15 protein-coding genes and 1 pseudogene are annotated in these 17,325 nt (G+C 71.7%); 8 read left to right on the forward strand and 8 right to left on the reverse strand.

The genetic code is table 11. From position 1 onward, the window contains the following. Genes sufC through AB0B20_RS27160 form a run of 5 tightly spaced genes read right to left on the reverse strand, consistent with a single transcriptional unit; the run spans position 1 to position 4,524 of the window. A complete protein-coding gene (sufC, locus tag AB0B20_RS27140) occupies positions 1-774 on the reverse strand; it encodes a Fe-S cluster assembly ATPase SufC (RefSeq protein WP_073831401.1) in 774 nt (257 codons plus the stop codon). Then, positions 774-1,118, reverse strand: a complete 345-nt coding sequence (locus tag AB0B20_RS27145) for a non-heme iron oxygenase ferredoxin subunit (protein WP_064445305.1) — start codon at positions 1,116-1,118, stop codon at positions 774-776. The genes sufC and AB0B20_RS27145 overlap by 1 nt, the downstream gene beginning before the upstream one ends. Next, complete coding sequence (gene sufD, locus AB0B20_RS27150; RefSeq protein ID WP_073831402.1) at positions 1,118-2,260, reverse strand: Fe-S cluster assembly protein SufD; 1,143 nt, start codon at positions 2,258-2,260, stop codon at positions 1,118-1,120. The genes AB0B20_RS27145 and sufD overlap by 1 nt, the downstream gene beginning before the upstream one ends. 60 nt (positions 2,261-2,320) lie before the next feature. Beyond that, complete coding sequence (gene sufB / locus AB0B20_RS27155) at positions 2,321-3,751, reverse strand: Fe-S cluster assembly protein SufB (protein ID WP_073831403.1); 1,431 nt, start codon at positions 3,749-3,751, stop codon at positions 2,321-2,323. Then, on the reverse strand, positions 3,748-4,524 hold the full coding sequence (locus AB0B20_RS27160; RefSeq protein ID WP_357381045.1) for a metalloregulator ArsR/SmtB family transcription factor: 777 nt from the start codon (positions 4,522-4,524) through the stop codon (positions 3,748-3,750). Before AB0B20_RS27160 ends, sufB begins: the two co-directional genes overlap by 4 nt. A 98-nt stretch (positions 4,525-4,622) precedes the next feature. Here AB0B20_RS27160 and AB0B20_RS27165 point away from each other — a divergent pair, with 98 nt between their 5' ends. Together AB0B20_RS27165 and AB0B20_RS27170 are read left to right on the forward strand one after the other, a co-directional pair. Further along, a complete protein-coding gene (locus tag AB0B20_RS27165) occupies positions 4,623-5,591 on the forward strand; it encodes a COX15/CtaA family protein (RefSeq protein WP_357381043.1) in 969 nt (322 codons plus the stop codon). A gap of 74 nt (positions 5,592-5,665) precedes the next feature. Beyond that, positions 5,666-7,333 (forward strand): right-handed parallel beta-helix repeat-containing protein, encoded by a 1,668-nt coding sequence (locus AB0B20_RS27170; protein WP_357474551.1) that lies wholly within the window; start codon positions 5,666-5,668, stop codon positions 7,331-7,333. 26 nt (positions 7,334-7,359) lie between these two features. Here the strand turns inward: AB0B20_RS27170 and AB0B20_RS27175 are convergent, their stop codons facing one another. From AB0B20_RS27175 to AB0B20_RS27185, 3 genes are all read right to left on the reverse strand, one after another. After that, positions 7,360-8,274 carry a hypothetical protein gene (locus AB0B20_RS27175; RefSeq protein ID WP_357381039.1) on the reverse strand — a complete coding sequence of 305 codons (915 nt, stop codon included), beginning with the start codon at positions 8,272-8,274 and terminating at the stop codon, positions 7,360-7,362. Positions 8,275-8,284: 10 nt separating this feature from the next. Beyond that, entirely contained in the window at positions 8,285-8,617 is a 333-nt protein-coding gene (locus tag AB0B20_RS27180) for a hypothetical protein (protein ID WP_349876021.1), read from the reverse strand. 219 nt (positions 8,618-8,836) lie between these two features. Then, complete coding sequence (locus AB0B20_RS27185; RefSeq protein WP_357381036.1) at positions 8,837-9,796, reverse strand: heme o synthase; 960 nt, start codon at positions 9,794-9,796, stop codon at positions 8,837-8,839. A gap of 263 nt (positions 9,797-10,059) precedes the next feature. On the opposite strand from AB0B20_RS27185, the gene tkt reads away from it, so the two are divergent. From tkt to pgl, 6 genes and pseudogenes are all read left to right on the forward strand, one after another. Beyond that, positions 10,060-12,198 (forward strand): transketolase, encoded by a 2,139-nt coding sequence (tkt, locus tag AB0B20_RS27190; protein WP_357381034.1) that lies wholly within the window; start codon positions 10,060-10,062, stop codon positions 12,196-12,198. A 16-nt stretch (positions 12,199-12,214) separates the two neighbouring features. Beyond that, on the forward strand, positions 12,215-13,393 hold the full coding sequence (gene tal / locus AB0B20_RS27195; RefSeq protein ID WP_357381032.1) for a transaldolase: 1,179 nt from the start codon (positions 12,215-12,217) through the stop codon (positions 13,391-13,393). A gap of 183 nt (positions 13,394-13,576) precedes the next feature. After that, positions 13,577-13,780, forward strand: a pseudogene (locus AB0B20_RS27200) (hypothetical protein); the annotation flags it as partial. Positions 13,781-13,820: 40 nt separating this feature from the next. Further along, positions 13,821-15,335 (forward strand): glucose-6-phosphate dehydrogenase, encoded by a 1,515-nt coding sequence (zwf, locus tag AB0B20_RS27205; protein ID WP_357381030.1) that lies wholly within the window; start codon positions 13,821-13,823, stop codon positions 15,333-15,335. After that, positions 15,332-16,348 (forward strand): glucose-6-phosphate dehydrogenase assembly protein OpcA, encoded by a 1,017-nt coding sequence (locus AB0B20_RS27210; protein WP_357474555.1) that lies wholly within the window; start codon positions 15,332-15,334, stop codon positions 16,346-16,348. Before zwf ends, AB0B20_RS27210 begins: the two co-directional genes overlap by 4 nt. A 69-nt stretch (positions 16,349-16,417) precedes the next feature. Continuing rightward, a complete protein-coding gene (gene pgl, locus AB0B20_RS27215; protein WP_357381026.1) occupies positions 16,418-17,188 on the forward strand; it encodes a 6-phosphogluconolactonase in 771 nt (256 codons plus the stop codon). The last annotated feature ends 137 nt before the right edge of the window (positions 17,189-17,325 follow it).

Below are 17,325 nucleotides of genomic sequence, written 5' to 3' on the forward strand. Positions count from 1 at the left end.
TCAGGCCCGCGCCGCGCCGGCTCCGGCGACGTACCGCTCGTAGCCCTCTTCCTCGAGCTTGTCGGCCAGTTCCCGGCCGCCCTGCTCGACGATCCGGCCGGCCACGAAGACGTGCACGAAGTCGGGCTTGATGTACCGCAGGATGCGGGTGTAGTGGGTGATCAGCAGCAGGCCGGTGTCACCGGTGTCGCGCACCCGGTTCACGCCCTCGCTGACCACGCGCAGCGCGTCCACGTCCAGGCCGGAGTCGGTCTCGTCGAGGATCGCGATCTTCGGCTTGATCAGCTCCAGCTGCACGATCTCGTGCCGCTTCTTCTCGCCGCCGGAGAAGCCCTCGTTGACGTTGCGCTGGGCGAACGCCGGGTCCATCTGGAGCTTCTCCATGGCGCCGCGCAGCTCGCCGGCCCAGGTGCGCAGCTTCGGCGCCTCGCCGTCGATCGCGGTCTTGGCGGTACGCAGGAAGTTGGCCACCGACACGCCGGGGACCTCGACCGGGTACTGCATGGCCAGGAAGAGGCCGGCGCGGGCCCGCTCGTCGACGGACATGGACAGCACGTCCTCGCCGTCGAGGGTCACCTCGCCGCCGGTGATCTCGTACTTCGGGTGACCGGCGATCGAGTACGCGAGCGTCGACTTGCCGGAGCCGTTCGGGCCCATGATCGCGTGGGTCTCGCCGGAGCGCACGGTCAGGTCGACCCCGTGCAGGATCGGCTTGAGCTCACCCTCGGGCAGCTTGACCGACACCTTCAGGTCGCGGATCTCCAGGGTGCTCATCAGCGGGTCACTCCATTGCTCGGCAGCGGACGGCCGTCGCCGTCCACGGAAAGGTAGATGTCGCCGTCACGGACTTCGACGGAATAGACGGGTACGGGTTCGGTCGCGGGCAGGCCGGTGGGCTCACCGGTACGCAGGTCGAAACGGGATCCGTGCAGCCAGCATTCCAGCGTGCAGCCCTCGACCTCGCCCTCGGACAGCGCCACGGCGGCGTGCGAGCACTCGTCGTGCACGGCGTAGAACACGTCGTCCTCGCCGTGAACGATCGCGACCTGCACGCCGTCCACGTCGGCGCTGATCGCGGTGCCCTTCGGCACGTCCTCGGTGGAGCAGATCTTGAGCATCAGGCGCCGGCCTTCGCCAGCCGGGCCTCGATCGCGTCGCCCAGGCGCTCGCGCAGCTCCTCGACCGGGATCTTGTTGATCAGCTCGGCGAAGAAGCCGCGCACCACCAGGCGCCGCGCCTCGGCCTCCGGGATGCCCCGGGCCATCAGGTAGAACAGCTGCTCGTCGTCGAACCGGCCGGTCGCGCTGGCGTGCCCGGCGCCGGCGATCTCGCCGGTCTCGATCTCCAGGTTGGGTACGGAGTCGGCCCGCGCGCCGTCGGTGAGCAGCAGGTTCCGGTTGATCTCGTACGTGTCGGTGCCTGTCGCCTCGGCGCGGATCAGCACGTCGCCGACCCAGACCGTGTGCGCGTCGTCGCCCTGCAGCGCGCCCCGGTAGCCGACGTTGCTGCGGCAGTCCGGCACGGTGTGGTCGACCAGCTGCCGGTGCTCCAGGTGCTGGCCGGAGTCGGCGAAGTAGACGCCGTACAGCTCGGCCTCGCCGCCGCGCTGGGTGTACTCCACAGACGTGTACTGCCGGACCAGGTCGCCGCCGAGGCTGACCTGCACGTGCACGATCCGGGCGTCGCGGCCCAGCCGCACCTTGAGGTGCTGCGCCTGCACCGCGTCGTCGGCCCAGTCGGCGACGGTGACCAGGGTCAGCTTCGCCCCGTCACCCACCGACACCTCGACGTTGTCGGCGAGCGTGGCCGAGCCGACGTGCTCGATCACCACTGTGGCCTCGGCGAACCGGTCCACCTCGACGAACGTGTGCCCGAACGCGAGCGCCTCGGCGTTCTCGCCGACCACCCGCAGTCGCACCGGCTGCTCCACCACCGCGTCGCGGGCGACCCGCACCAGCAGCGCGCCGTCGGCCCCGCCGTACGCGAGCGCGCTGACCCGGTCGAACGGGGTGAGAACGCTGCCCACCCGGGGGTCGTCCCGGCCGATCCGGTCGACGGTGACGCCCTCGGGCAGGTCGCCGTACTCGTGCCGGACCGCGCCGGTCGCGCCCTGCGCCGACGTGGCCAGGCCGCGCAGGCGCTTGAGCGGGGTGAAGCGCCACTCCTCCTCCAGGCCGGTGAGGGCCGGGAAGTCGGCGACGTCGTACGAGCGGAGCGCCTGCGACTTGGTCGTGGGCGGCGCGGAAGCCTGGGTAGTCATCTCTTCCTTGGTCTGTTCTACGACGAGGTGTCAGGTAAGGCGGAGGGCGGGCAGCCGGCGTCAGCCGACCGCGCCTTCCATCTGCAGCTCGATCAGGCGGTTGAGCTCCAGCGCGTACTCCATCGGGAGCTCCTTGGCGATCGGCTCGATGAAGCCGCGCACGATCATCGCCATCGCCTCGTCCTCGCTCAGACCCCGGCTCATCAGGTAGAAGAGCTGGTCCTCGCTGACCTTGGAGACGGTCGCCTCGTGCCCCATCGACACGTCGTCCTCGCGGATGTCGACGTACGGGTAGGTGTCGGAGCGGGAGATCGTGTCGACCAGGAGCGCGTCGCACTTGACGGTGCTCTTGCTGCTGGTCGAGCCCTCCAGCACCTGCACCAGACCGCGGTACGAGGTGCGGCCGCCGCCCCGGGCGATCGACTTCGACACGATGGTCGAGGAGGTGTGCGGCGCGGCGTGCACCATCTTGGCGCCGGCGTCCTGGTGCTGGCCCTCGCCGGCCATCGCGACCGAGAGCACCTCGCCCTTGGCGTGCTCGCCGGTCATGTAGACCGCCGGGTACTTCATGGTGACCTTGGAGCCGATGTTGCCGTCGACCCACTCCATGGTCGCGCCCTCGTGGCACACGGCGCGCTTGGTGACCAGGTTGTAGACGTTGTTCGACCAGTTCTGGATGGTCGTGTACCGGCACCGGGCGTTCTTCTTGACGATGATCTCCACGACGGCGCTGTGCAGCGAGTCGGAGGAGTAGATGGGCGCGGTGCAGCCCTCGACGTAGTGCACGTACGCGCCCTCGTCGACGATGATCAGCGTCCGCTCGAACTGGCCCATGTTCTCCGTGTTGATCCGGAAGTAGGCCTGCAGCGGGATGTCCACGTGCACGCCCTTCGGCACGTAGATGAACGAGCCACCGGACCAGACGGAGGTGTTCAGCGCGGCGAACTTGTTGTCGCCGACCGGGATGACCGTGCCGAAGTACTCCTTGAACAGGTCCTCGTGCTCCTTGAGGGCGGTGTCGGTGTCGAGGAAGACGACACCCTGCTCCTCCAGGTCCTCACGGATCTGGTGGTAGACCACCTCGGACTCGTACTGCGCCGCGACACCGGCGACCAGGCGCTGCTTCTCCGCCTCCGGGATGCCCAGCTTGTCGTAGGTGTTCTTGATGTCCTCGGGCAGTTCCTCCCAGGAGGTGGCCTGCTTCTCGGTGGACCGGACGAAGTACTTGATGTTGTCGAAGTCGATCCCGGTGAGGTCGGCGCCCCAGTTCGGCATCGGCTTGCGGCCGAACAGCCGCAGGCCCTTGAGCCGCAGGTCGAGCATCCAGGCCGGCTCGTTCTTCTTGGCCGAGATGTCGCGCACCACCGCCTCGCTGAGGCCACGCTGGGCGGACGCCCCGGCGACGTCGGGGTCGGCCCAGCCGTACTCGTAACGACCGAGGGCGGCGAGCTGCTCCTCCTGGGTCAGGGGCTGAACGATCTGCTCGGTCATCTATCTGTCCTCACAGTGGTGACGGTGGAACCGGACTGGGCGGGAATGTGCGTGGTGCACACGCCGTCGCCGTGCGCGATGGTGGCCAGGCGCTGTACGTGAGTGCCGACCAGACGGGAGATCACTTCGGTCTCGGCCTCGCACAGCTGAGGGAACTCGGCGGCCACGTGCGCCACCGGGCAGTGGTGCTGGCAGAGCTGGCCGCCGGAGGCGATCGTGGACGCGTTGGCAGCGTAACCCTCGGCGGTCAGCGCGCCGGCGAGTGCCTCCGCCCGCGCGAGCGGGGCGTCTCCGGCGTCCTCCATGGCCGCCCGGCAGCGGGTCTCCAGCGCGGAGACCTGCTCGGCCGCGAACGCCGCGACCGCCTCGGTGCCGCCGGTGCGGGCGATCCACCGCAGCGCGGCGGTGGCCATGTTGTCGTAGTGGTGGGTGCCGCAGCGACCGCGGCCCGCCTCGGTGAGCGCGAAGACCTTGGCCGGGCGACCGCGCCCGCGACTGCCGCGGACGGTCTGGTCGCGGGCGACCACGTCACCGTCGGCGAGCATCGCGTCGAGGTGGCGGCGGATCGCGGCCGGGCTCAGACCGAGCGCCGTGCCGAGCTGCGCGGCGGTGGTGGGACCACGCTCCAGCAGCAACTGGGTGACCCGGTCGCGGGTCGACAGGTCGGCCGGAACGGTCTCCCGCTCGCCGGGCCGTACGCCGCGACGTGCGCGCGAACCACCGGCGACCGGACCGGTCACCGGCGTTCGGGAGAGCGCCGCCGCGTTTTTCACAACGGCAACGTTACGTAATTCGCCGAGGGCCCGCAAACCCGGGGTCCGGTGATTCCGACCACCGGGGTGCCGGAGTCACCCGATCGGGATCAACTACGGTGCGTAGGATTCGCTACGTGAAGCGATCCGTCCGGTTTCCGGTCTCCGCCACGCTGTTGCGCCGCCTCGCGCTCGCCTCGATCATCGCGAACGTCGCGATCGTGGTCACCGGCGGGGCCGTCCGGCTCACCGCGTCCGGCCTCGGCTGCCCCACCTGGCCACGGTGCACCGAGGACTCGTACGTCACCACGCCCGAGATGGGCGTGTACGGGGTGATCGAGTTCGGCAACCGGCTGCTCACGTTCGCGGTGGGCATCATCGCGCTCGCCGTGGTGCTGGCCGTGCTGGCCCACCGCCCCCGCCGCCGCGGGCTGCTCCCGCTCGCGCTGGGCGTGCTGTTCGGCATCCCGGCCCAGGCGGTCATCGGCGGCATCACGGTGCTCACCAACCTCAACCCGTGGGTGGTCGGGCTGCACTTCCTCGCCTCGATGGCGGTGATCGCCGCCGCGTACGCGCTCTGGCGGCGGATCAAGGAGCCGGACGGGCCGGTGGCACCGACCGTGCCGGCGCCGCTGCGTACCCTCGCCTGGATCACCACCGTGGTCAGCGCCTCGGTGCTGGTGGTCGGCACGTGGGTGACAGGCAGCGGACCGCACGCCGGAGACCACGGCGCGGCTCGCAACGGCCTGGACCCGGCGGCGATCTCCCAGGTGCACGCCGACAGCGTCTTCCTGCTGATCGGCCTGTCGGTGGCGCTGTACTTCGCGTTCCGGGCGGTCGGCGCGGCGCGGGCGGCGCGGGCCGCCGCGGTGCTGATCGCGGTCGAGTTGGGCCAGGGCGTGATCGGCTTCGTCCAGTACTTCACCCACCTGCCCGCCGTGCTGGTCGGCGCGCACATGCTCGGCTCCTGCCTGGTGCTGCTGGCCACGCTGGGCGTGCTCTGGTCGACCCGCGAGCGGCTGCCGGCCACCCCGGACGCCGAGGCCCCGGCCGAGGCGGTCACCGAACGGGTGGGCGCCGCCGCCTGAGTGCGGGCGTTACCGAGCGGCGGGAGCGGGAAAGCGGTCCGGGCCACCGACCGCCCGCCCGAGGGGAGCTCCCCGTGTCGCGCAAGAGCCTCGCCACCACCACCCCGCAGCGGCTGACCCCGGTCGCCGGGACGCCGCTGTGGTGCGACGCCCGCGAGTACGGCCTCACCGGCGACGGGGTCACGAACGACCAGCCCGCCCTGGCGGCGCTGGTGGACCGCCTCGGCACCGGCTACGACGCCGACGGCCGCGCGCGGGTGATCTACTGCCCGCCGGGCCTGTACTCGATCCGCAACGCCGGCACCGTCTGGCGCAGCGGGGTCTCGCTGCTCGGCGCCGGACCGGCGGCGACCCGCTTCCTGCTCAGCAACGAGGGCAACCGCAGCGCGCCGGTCCCGCTCGCGTTCTGGACCACCGTGCAGCACGGCGCGGACCGGGACCGGCACATCGCCGACTGCACGTTCGCCGACTTCGAGATCGACGGCTCCGGCGTGGCCCAGGCGTCCTACGACTATCTGGCGAAGGGACTGGGCCTGCAGTACGTGGTACGTGGTGTGTTCCGCAACCTCTACATCCACCACACCGGCGCGACCGGGCTGGGCTGCGACTTCCTCCAGGACAGCCTGATCGACGGGGTGGTCGCGGTGGGCTGCGGCCGGCTGGACAACGAGGACCAGATGGGCGGCGCCGGGATCGGCGTCGGCATCGGCGGCTGGGGCGACGTGGAACGCCTCACCATCACCAACTGCACCACCATCGGCAACGGCACCAACGGCATCTTCCTGGAACTCCAGAAGGACTACTGGACCCCGCCGCGTGGCATCCGGATCATCGGCTGCCACAGCCAGGCCAACCGGTTCGGCATCTCCGACTGGGGGGCGGACGGGCTGATCGTCTCCGGCTGCACCATGACCAACAACCTGGAGGCCGGCTTCGACGTGTCCGGCAACGGCACCGCCGGGGTGGCCGGGCGCGGTGGCCTGCTCACCGGCTGCGTGATCGACTCCAACGTCGGTGACGGCATCAGCATGGGCAACACCCCCGGCCCGTACGCGGTGCAGGGCAACCGGATCAGCCGCAACGGCGGCTTCGGCTACCACGAGCACGACCTGGGCCACGGCTACCGGGGCGCGGCGGCCGACGTGGTGATCCAGGACAACGACATCCGCGAGAACGCGCTGGACGGCATCCGGATCGACAGGCCGATGCTGGACACGTCGATCGTCGGCAACCGGATCCGGGACAACGGCCGCCGGTCCGCGCCGGCCTGCTCCGGCTCCGGCGGCGCGGTGCGCTACGGCCCGCGCGAGGTCACCGACGGCAACGCGCACTGGCCGCCCGGCGGTCACCGGGGAAAGGTGGTCCGGGTCGGCTCCCGCGACGCCGTGGTGTCCGACAACAGCGCCGACCGGCTCTCCCTGGCCGAGGTACGCCCGGACGGCTCCACCGGCTGGAGCGCGGCCACGCCGGGGCCCGGCACGGCGTACGAGCTGCCTGATGCTCCGCCGGCGTGCGGCGGCATCACGATCGCCGCGCCGTTCGACTCGGCCACCGTGCGCGGCAACCGGATCTGGCACCGGGACGCCGACACCCAGGCGTACGGCATCTGGGTCACCGAGGCGGGCAGTTGCGTCTCCTGCGCGTTCGAGGACAACGACCTGGCCGGCACCGAGGCCGCGCTGCGGCTGGACACGCCGCCGATCGGCGGCCGCTGGGCCCGTAACCACAGCGACCGCGACTGAGCGTCGCGGTCAGCCGGCCGGCGGCCTCAGCGGCGGGCCAGGTGGGTGAGCACCGCGTCGGCGAGGCGGTCCGGGGCGCCGTCGGCGTACCCGACGAACAGGCTCGGCTCGGTCAGCTCCAGCTCGACCAGCACGGGCTCGCCGCCGGGACCGGGGATCAGGTCGACGCGGGCGTAGAGCAGCCGCTCCGGGCCGCCGGGCACCACCGCGAGCACCTTCTCGGCCACCGCGCGCTGCTCCGCCGTGGCGGCGCGGGCGTCGATCCGCTCCTCCTTGTAGAGCGCGGCCTCGCCGAGGTCCGGCCCGGTCAGCATCGGGCCCTTGCGGATCGCGTGGCTGAACGCCAGGCCGCCGGGGCCGGCCAGGAACAGCAACGCGGTCTCCCCGGCGGTGTCCACCGCGCCGAGGTACGGCTGGACCATGGCGACCCGACCGGCGTCGGAGAGCCGCCGTACGTGGGCCACCGCCAGCTCGCGGTGCTGCGCGTCGGTCAGGTCGTAACGGCCGGTGTCCTGGCTGCCCGCGCTGACCGCCGGCTTGATCACGTACTCGCCCCCGGCCGGTGGCGCCCACACCCGGCCCGGCTCGACCCATTCCGTCGGGACGGTGGGCGCTCCGGCGGCGGACAGCTCGGACAGGTAGCGCTTGTCGGTGTTCCAGGCGACCACGTCGGCCGGGTTGACCAGGGCCGGCACGGTACGCGCCCAGGCCACGAACTCGTCCCGCCGCCGCGCGTAGTCCCACGGGGAGCGGAGCACGACGAGGTCGTACCCGGACCAGTCGACTGCCGGGTCGTCCCAGACCGCGATCTCGGTGGTGACGCCGCGGGCGGCGAGCGGGCCGAGCGCGAGCCGGTCGTCCGGGTCGAGGTCGGGCAGCTCGGCGCAGGTGACGAAAGCGACCCGGGGTCTCCCCCGGGTCGACTGGTGGTGGTTGGTCATTCGGTGTATGTCAACGGGCCATCGTGCGCCGGGCCATCGACCGCCACAGGTCGTTGCTCGGACGCATCTGGTCCATCAGTTCACGCTCCCAGGCGTTCTCCACGTCGACCCCGGCCTTGGCGCAGGCCTGCCGCGCGACGTCGGTGCCGTCGGCGAACTGGTCTGCCCATGCCCCGTCGGAACCCACGAGGACGATCCGTGCGCCGCGCTTGCCGACGTACTCGATGACCGCCTTCGCGCCGCCGTGCCCGGCGGCGAACGACTTGATGCCCGCGACCAGGCCGTTGGGGGCCTGCTCGGCGGTCTTGTCAGCCGTCAGCGTCGTATCGGAACCATCTGCCATGACGCGAAGCCTAAGCAGAGTTCCACCCGGATGTGCGAGAACCATGAACTGAATGTGATGCCAATTACCCATCGGTTTAAGAAGAACCACAGGTAATTTGCCCGTACATGTCGCTTTTAGGCGGGCAAAACAGGCAGGCGGGATCGTCACAATCTGTCCAGGTTGCACCCGTCCGAGGATGCCCGAAAAAAATTTCTGATGAACCGCCGGACGGGCGGGTCAGAGGAGCGCGTCGAGCGCGACGGCGGCGAACAGGATGGTCAGGTACGTGGTCGACCAGTGGAACAGCCGCATCGGCTTGACCGCCTCGCCGCGCGTCGCGCGCCGGCACAGCTTGTGCGCCTCGACCAGGAAGATCCCGCCGACCACGAGCGCCGTCACCCCGTAGATCGGGCTCATCCCCAGCGGCCAGACCGCCAGCGAGGAGAGCACCGTGAGCCAGGAGAAGCCGATGATCTCGGCGTTGACCCGCCGCACCGAGGCCACCACCGGCAGCATCGGCACCCCGGCGCGGGCGTAGTCGGCCTTGTACTTGATGGCCAGCGCGTAGAAGTGCGGCATCTGCCAGAAGAAGACCACGGCGAACAGGCCCCACGCGGCCGGCGCCAGCGAGCCGGTGACAGCGGCCCAGCCGATCAGCACCGGCGCGGCGCCGCAGATGCCGCCCCAGAACGTGTTGGCCGCCGTCGTGCGCTTCAGCCACAGCGTGTAGACCAGGTCGTAGTAGGCGATCGCGGCCACCGTCAGCACCGTCGCCAGCCAGTTCGTCGCCACCGCCATCAACGCCACCGACACGGCGGCCAGCACCAGGCCGAAGATCAGCGCGCTGCGCGGCGACACGGTGTGCGCGGGCAGCGGGCGGCGCTTGGTGCGCCGCATGAGCTGGTCGATGTCGCGGTCGATGTAGCAGTTGATGACGCTCGCCGCGCCGGCCGCGAGCGACCCGCCGACAAGCACCACGGCGACCAGCCACAGCGACGGCATCCCGCCGTGGGCCAGCATCATCGCCGGCACGGTGGTGACCAGCAGCAGCTCGACGATCCGCGGCTTGGTCAGCGTCACGTACGCCGCCACCACGGCGCGTACGTCCCGCCGGCCGCTCGCCGGCGCCTCCGCCACCGTGCCCACCGGCGGCTGCCCGGCAGGATTGCTGACGGGGCGCTCGGTGATCGTGCTCACGGATTGCCACCTTCCGGCATCGGCGGGGGAGGTCGTTCGGCCCGGACCCTTCGAGGTCCACACACCGCCCCACACACTACGCGGCGTCGTTTTCGCTGCCCCGTGGACCCGGCATCGGTGCGAGCCGTCACACCTGGGGTTGAACGACCGAACGTCCGCGATCCGTACAGAACAGCATGCTGAGATCCCCGGGCGGACGTTTAGCACCGCTCGATAGGGTCATCAGTGAGGGTTCCGCCCATCTGCCGAGGAGCACAACCATCGTGGCTGCCAACCGACCCGAGCTTCCCGCTCTCAACTGGTCCGACCTCGACCGCAGGGCCGTCGACACGGTCCGCGTGCTGGCCATGGACGCCGTGGAGAAATCCGGCAACGGCCACCCGGGGACGGCGATGAGCCTCGCCCCCGCGGCGTACCTGCTCTTCAACCGGGTCATGCGGCACAACCCCGCCGACCCGAACTGGGCCGGACGCGACCGGTTCGTGCTCTCCGCCGGCCACTCCAGCCTGACGCTCTACATCCAGCTCTTCCTGTCCGGCTACCCGCTGTCGCTGGACGACCTCAAGGCGCTGCGCCAGTGGGGCTCGCTCACCCCGGGCCACCCGGAGCACGGCCACACCCCGGGTGTGGAGACCACCACCGGCCCGCTCGGCCAGGGCCTCGGCAACGCGGTCGGCATGGCCATGGCGGCCCGCCGCGAGCGCGGCCTGTTCGACCCGGAGCCGGACCGCGCCGACTCGCCGTTCCGGCACGACATCTGGTGCATCGCCTCCGACGGTGACATCGAGGAGGGCATCACCCACGAGGCCAGCGCGCTCGCCGGCCACCAGCAGCTCGGCAACCTCTGCGTTATCTACGACGACAACGAGATCTCGATCGAGGACGACACCCGCATCGCCAAGAGCGAGGACGTGGCGGCGCGCTACGAGGCGTACGGCTGGCACGTGCAGACCGTCGACTGGCGCAGCGGCGACGCCGACCAGGGCGACTACCACGAGGACGTGGAGGCGCTTTACCAGGCGCTGCTGGCCGCCAAGGCGGAGACCGACCGGCCGTCCTTCATCGCGCTGCGCACCATCATCGGCTGGCCCGCGCCGAACAAGCAGAACACCGGCAAGATCCACGGCTCGGCGCTCGGCGCGGACGAGGTCAAGGCCACCAAGGAGATCCTCGGCTTCGACCCGCAGCGCACCTTCGAGGTCGACGAGGAGGTGCTCAAGCACGCCCGTCAGGTGCTGGAGCGCGGCGCGCAGGCGCAGGCCGAGTGGACCACCCGGTTCGACGCCTGGGCGCAGGCCAACCCGGAGCGCAAGGCGCTGTGGGAGCGGATGGCCACCCGTACGCTGCCGACCGGCTGGACCGACGCGCTGCCCACCTTCCCGGCGGACGCCAAGGGCGTCGCCACCCGGGCCGCCTCCGGCAAGGTCCTGGAGGCCCTGGCGCCGGTGCTGCCGGAGCTGTGGGGCGGCTCGGCCGACCTGGCCGAGAGCAACAACACCACCATGAAGGGCGAGCCGTCGTTCGTCCCGGCGGCGCACGCCACCAAGGACTTCCCCGGCGACGAGTACGGCCGCACGCTGCACTTCGGCATCCGTGAGCACGCCATGGGATCGATCCTCAACGGCATCGCCCTGCACGGCGGCACCCGCCCCTACGGCGGCACGTTCCTGGTGTTCAGCGACTACATGCGCCCGGCGGTACGGCTGGCCGCGCTGATGAAGCTGCCGGTGACCTACGTCTGGACGCACGACTCGATCGGCCTCGGCGAGGACGGCCCGACGCACCAGCCGATCGAGCACCTGACCGCGCTGCGGGCCATTCCCGGCCTGGACGTGGTCCGCCCGGCCGACGCCAACGAGACGGTCTGGGCCTGGCGGCAGGCGCTGGAGCACACCGACCGGCCGACCGCGCTGGCGCTCAGCCGGCAGGCGCTGCCGACGCTCGACCGCACCGAGCTGGCCGGCGCCGAGGGCGTGGCCAAGGGCGGGTACGTGCTGGCCGAGGCGTCGAACGGCAAGCCGCAGGTGATCATCGTCGGCACCGGCTCCGAGGTGCAGCTCTGCCTCACCGCGCGGGAGCGGCTGGAGGCCGACGGCACCCCCACCCGGGTCGTCTCCATGCCCTGCCAGGAGTGGTTCTTCGCCCAGGACGAGGCGTACCGGGAGTCGGTGCTGCCGCGCGGGGTAAAGGCACGGGTGAGCGTGGAGGCGGGCATCGCGATGTCGTGGCGGGCGATCGTCGGCGACAGCGGCGAGAGCGTGAGCATCGAGCACTACGGCGCCAGCGCGCCGCACACCGTGCTCTTCGAGCAGTTCGGGTTCACCCCCGACCGGATCGTGGCCGCCGCGCACGCGGCGCTGACCCGGGTGGGCGACATCACCGGTTTCACGACCGGCAACTGAGGGGAGCGTGGGCGTCATGACCGACAGGCTGAAGGAGCTCCAGGGCGCCGGGGTGGCGATCTGGCTCGACGATCTCTCCCGGGTACGGCTGACCTCCGGCGGGCTGGACAAGCTGCGCCGGGAGTCCCACGTGGCCGGGGTGACCACCAACCCGACGATCTTCGCCAAGGCGCTGAGCGACGCCGACGAGTACGACTGGCAGCTTCGCGACCTCGCCGTACGCGGCGTGGACGTCGAGGAGGCGGTCCGCATGCTCACCACGTACGACGTGCGGTGGGCGTGCGACGTGATGCGCCCGTCGTACGAGGCCAGCGGCGGCGTGGACGGGCGGGTGTCGATCGAGGTGGACCCGCGCTCGGCGCACGACGCGGCGAAGACCGTCGCCGAGGCCAAGGCGCTGTGGTGGCTTGTCGACCGGCCGAACCTGTTCATCAAGATCCCGGCCACCGAGGAGGGCCTGCCGGCGATCACCGCGACGCTCGCCGAGGGGATCAGCGTCAACGTCACGCTGATCTTCGGCCTGGACCGCTACTCGCAGGTGATGGAGGCCTTCATGGCCGGCCTGGAGCAGGCGAAGGCCAACGGGCACGACCTGTCGAAGATCGGCTCGGTCGCCTCGTTCTTCGTCTCCCGGGTCGACACCGAGGTGGACAAGCGGCTGGAGAAGATCGGCTCGGACCAGGCCAAGGCGCTGCGCGGCAAGGCCGCGGTCGCCAACGCCCGGCTGGCGTACGAGCGCTACAGCGAGGTGTTCTCCTCGGCGCGCTGGCAGAAGCTGGCCGACGCGGGCGCCCACCCGCAGCGCCCGCTGTGGGCCTCCACCTCGACGAAGAACCCGGACTACCGGGACGTCATCTACGTCGAGGAGCTGATCGCGCCCGGCACCGTCAACACCATGCCGGAGCCGGTCGTCCACGCGTACGCCGAGCACGGCGAGACGAAGGCGGACACCGTCACCGTCGCGTACGACGACGCCCGCCGGGTCTTCGACGACCTGCTGGCGGTGGGCGTGGACCTGTCCGACGTCATCGCCACGCTGGAGCGCGAGGGCGTGGAGAAGTTCGAGGCGAGCTGGGTAGAGCTGCTGGAGGGGGTCAAGAAGTCCCTCGCCGAGGCGGCCAAGGGCTCGGGCAGCCCGCACCGGGCCGCCGGGAAGAACGCGCAGGCGGCCCAGCAGGCCGGCGGCAACGCGTGACCGACGGCGTACGACGCGTCCCGGGGCCGGGCCCCGGGACGCGTCGCGCCGTACCGTGGAACGGGTGAGGTGGTTGCCGGTGAGCGAGCCCGAGGTGACGCCGTGACCCCGGCCGCCGGACGGCCGGTCACCGCCGGCCGCGGACCGCGCCGGCCGGCACACACCGACCCGCACGGCCGGCGCCTCCAGATCACCGGTGCGGTCACCGATGATCTGGGCGGGCCCGGCCGTCCGTACACCTTCGCGCAGCTCCAGGCGGCCCGGGCCGCCGGCGACCGGCGGGCCCTGGCCGGCCGGGAGCGCCAGGTGCTGCACCTGACCGAGCGGGCGGCGGGTGCCGCCCGCTCCTTCACACGGCCGGACGGACACGCACGTGACGATCAATGACCTGGAATCAGCGGACCGAGACGCAGGAGGAGGTGGCCCGGTGAACCCGCTGCGCGATCCGCAGGACCGGCGGCTGCCCCGGATCCCCGAGCCGTGTGCCCTGGTGATCTTCGGGGTGACCGGCGACCTGGCCCGCAAGAAACTGCTGCCGGCGGTCTACGACCTGGCCAACCGGGGGCTCCTGCCGCCCGGCTTCGTGGTCCTGGGCTTCGCCCGCCGGGACTGGGGCGACGGCGACTTCGAGTCGGTGGCGCACGAGGCGGCCAAGAAGCACGCCCGTACCCCGTGGCGGGAGGAGGTGTGGGCCCGGCTGGCCGGCAACATCAAGTTCGTCGGCGGCTCGTTCGACGACGACGCGGCGTTCGACCAGCTCGCCGCCACGCTCGACGAGCTGCGCGACTCGCACGGCATCCCCGGTAACGCCGCCTTCTACTTCTCCATCCCCCCGGCGGCCTTCCCGGTGGTGCTCAAGCAGCTCGCCCGCACCGGCATGGCGGACAACGCCAAGTCCGGCGGCTGGCGACGGGTGGTGGTGGAGAAGCCGTTCGGCAACGACCTGCCCTCGGCCAAGGCGCTCAACGACCTCGTCGACGACGTCTTCACCAGCCAGGACGTGTTCCGGATCGACCACTACCTGGGCAAGGAGACGGTCCAGAACATCCTGGCGCTGCGCTTCGCGAACAACCTGTTCGAGCCGCTGTGGAACTCCAAGTACGTCGACTCGGTGCAGATCACCATGGCCGAGGACGTCGGCATCGGCACCCGCGCGGCCTTCTACGACTCCGTCGGCACCGCCCGAGACGTGCTCCAGAACCACCTGCTCCAGCTGCTCGCCCTGGTCGCCATGGAGGAGCCGACGAGCTTCGACGCCGACGAGATCCGGGCCGAGAAGCTCAAGGTGCTGAAGGCGATCACCGTGCCGCGGGACGTCGCCGAGGACACCGTGCGCGGCCAGTACCTGCCCGGCTGGGTGGGTGGCGAGCGCGCCAAGGGCTACCTGGAGGAGGAGGGCGTCCCGGAGGGTTCCACCACCGAGACGTACGTGGCGGTGAAGCTGGGCATCCAGAACCGCCGCTGGGCCGGGGTGCCGTTCTACATCCGGGCCGGCAAGCGGCTGCCCCGGCGGGTCACCGAGGTGGCCATCATGTTCAAGAAGGCGCCGCACCTGCCGTTCAACGCCGCCGACATGGAGTCCCTCGGCCCCAACCAGCTGGTCATCCGGGTGCAGCCGGACGAGGGCGTGGTGCTGAAGTTCGGCTCCAAGGTGCCGGGCACCACGATGGAGGTCCGCGACATCGCGATGGACTTCCAGTACGGCGAGGCGTTCACCGAGTCCAGCCCCGAGGCGTACGAGCGGCTGGTGCTGGACGTGCTGATCGGCGACCGGACGCTGTTCCCGGACGCCGCCGAGGTGGAGCAGAGCTGGCAGGTCGTCGACCCGCTGGAGCACGCCTGGGCGGGCACCACACCCGAGCCGTACCGGGCCGGCGAGTGGGGGCCGCGCGCCGCCGACGAGATGCTGGCCCGCGAGGGCCGGGCTTGGAGAAGAGCATGATCGGGCTGTGGGACACCACCGGCAACGAGGTGGTCAAGGCGCTGGCCGCGGAACGGCGCAGCGCGGGCGGGGTGGCCAGCGGCATGGCGCTCACGCTGATCGTGGTGGTGGACGAGAAGCGGGTACGCGAGGCCGAGGCGGCGGCCACCATCGCCGCGGCGGCGCATCCGTGCCGCCTGCTCGTGGTGGTGCGCTCCGACGTGGAGCGGGACCGCAACCGGCTGGACGCGGAGATCGTCGTGGGTGGCCGGCTCGGGCCGTGCGAGGCGGTGGTGACCCGGATGTACGGGCGGCTCGCGCTGCACGCCGAGTCGGTGGTGATGCCACTGCTGGTGCCGGACGTACCGGTGGTGACGTGGTGGCACGGCGAACCGCCGGCGGAGATCTCCACCGACTTCCTCGGCGTTGTCGCGGACCGGCGGATCACCGACGCGGCGCAGGCGGCCGACCCGATCGCCGCGCTGCGGCAGCGGGCGCACGACTACGCTCCCGGCGACACCGACCTGGCGTGGACCCGGATCACCCCGTGGCGCACGCTCGTGGCGGGCGCGTTCGACACCACCCAGGCCCGGGTCACCGAGGCGAGCGTGGTGGCGCCCCCGTCGGACCCGACGGCGGCGCTGATGCGCGGCTGGCTCAAGGCCCGGCTCGGCATCGACCCGGTCATGACCGCCACCGAGGAGTTCCCGCGGATGCGCCAGGTGCAGTTGCGCTGCGCCAACGGCGACGAGCTGACGCTGACCCGGGACGACAGCATCGCGGTGTTCCGGCGTACCGGCCAGGAGGACCGCACGCTGCCGCTGGTCCGCCGGCCGCTCGGCGACGAACTGGCCGAGGAGCTGCGCCGTCTGGACGCCGACCAGGTGTACGCGGAGGCGCTCGGCGCCGCGGCCGGGATCACCGGGCTCGACCAGCGTCCGGCCCAGCGGGTGCACGTGTGGAAGGATCCGGCGACCGCCCGGCGGGCCGAGGCCGGCGTGACCGCGCACGCGGGCGCGACAGCTAACGAGTGACCGCCCGGACCGGGCGGTCGAAGGCACAGGAGACCGCCGGTGGGCGGTCGGAACACGAGGGCACGACGGATGACTGAGGCGAGTGTCGCCGTACACGCCGGCCCCGACCTGCTCGCGCAGGCGGTGGCGGCCCGGTTGGTGGTGAAGCTGCTCGACGCGCAGGCCGAGCGTGGCCAGGCGTCGGTGGTGCTGACCGGCGGGCGGATCGCCGCGGCGGTGTACCGGGCGGTCGGGCAGCTGCCCGCCCGGGACGCGGTCGACTGGTCCCGGGTCGACGTGTGGTGGGGCGACGAGCGGTTCCTGCCGGCCGGCGACCCGGAGCGCAACGAGACGCAGGCGCGGGCGGCGCTGCTGGACTCGGTGCCGCTGGACCCGGCCCGGGTGCACCCGATGCCGGCGTCGGACGGCCCGGCCGGCGACGACCCGGAGGCGGCAGCGGCCGGGTACGCGCGGGAACTCGCGACGGCGGCCCGGCCCGGGAACGCGCTCGTGCCGCACTTCGACGTGCTGATGCTCGGCGTCGGCGAGGACGGGCACGTGGCGTCGGTGTTCCCCGAGCACCCGGTGCACCACGACAACCGGCCGGTCAGCGCGGTGCGGGGCAGCCCGAAGCCGCCGCCGGTGCGGACCACGCTGACCCTGCCGACGATCAACACGGCCGAGGAGGTGTGGCTGATCGCCGCCGGGGCGGACAAGGCCCGCGCGGTCGGCATGGCGCTGGCCGGGGCGGGGCCGGTGCAGCTGCCGGCCGCCGGGGTGCGGGGCGTCTCCCGTACCCTCTGGCTGCTCGACCGGGCCGCGGCGGCAAACGTGCCGCCGCGCCTGCGCAGCCTCCGCTGAGGTGTAAGGAAGGGCCCCTTCTTAACGTCTCCGGTAGAGAAGGGGCCCCTTCTTAGAACTCCTAACGTTGGAGTTGGCGCCAGCAGATGAGGGCGCAGGCGAGGCTGAGGAAGGCTTCGTGGATGTCGTCGCGGATT

This window comes from Micromonospora sp. NPDC049151 (assembly GCF_040648395.1).
In the GTDB taxonomy this organism is placed as follows: Bacteria; Actinomycetota; Actinomycetes; order Mycobacteriales; family Micromonosporaceae; genus Micromonospora.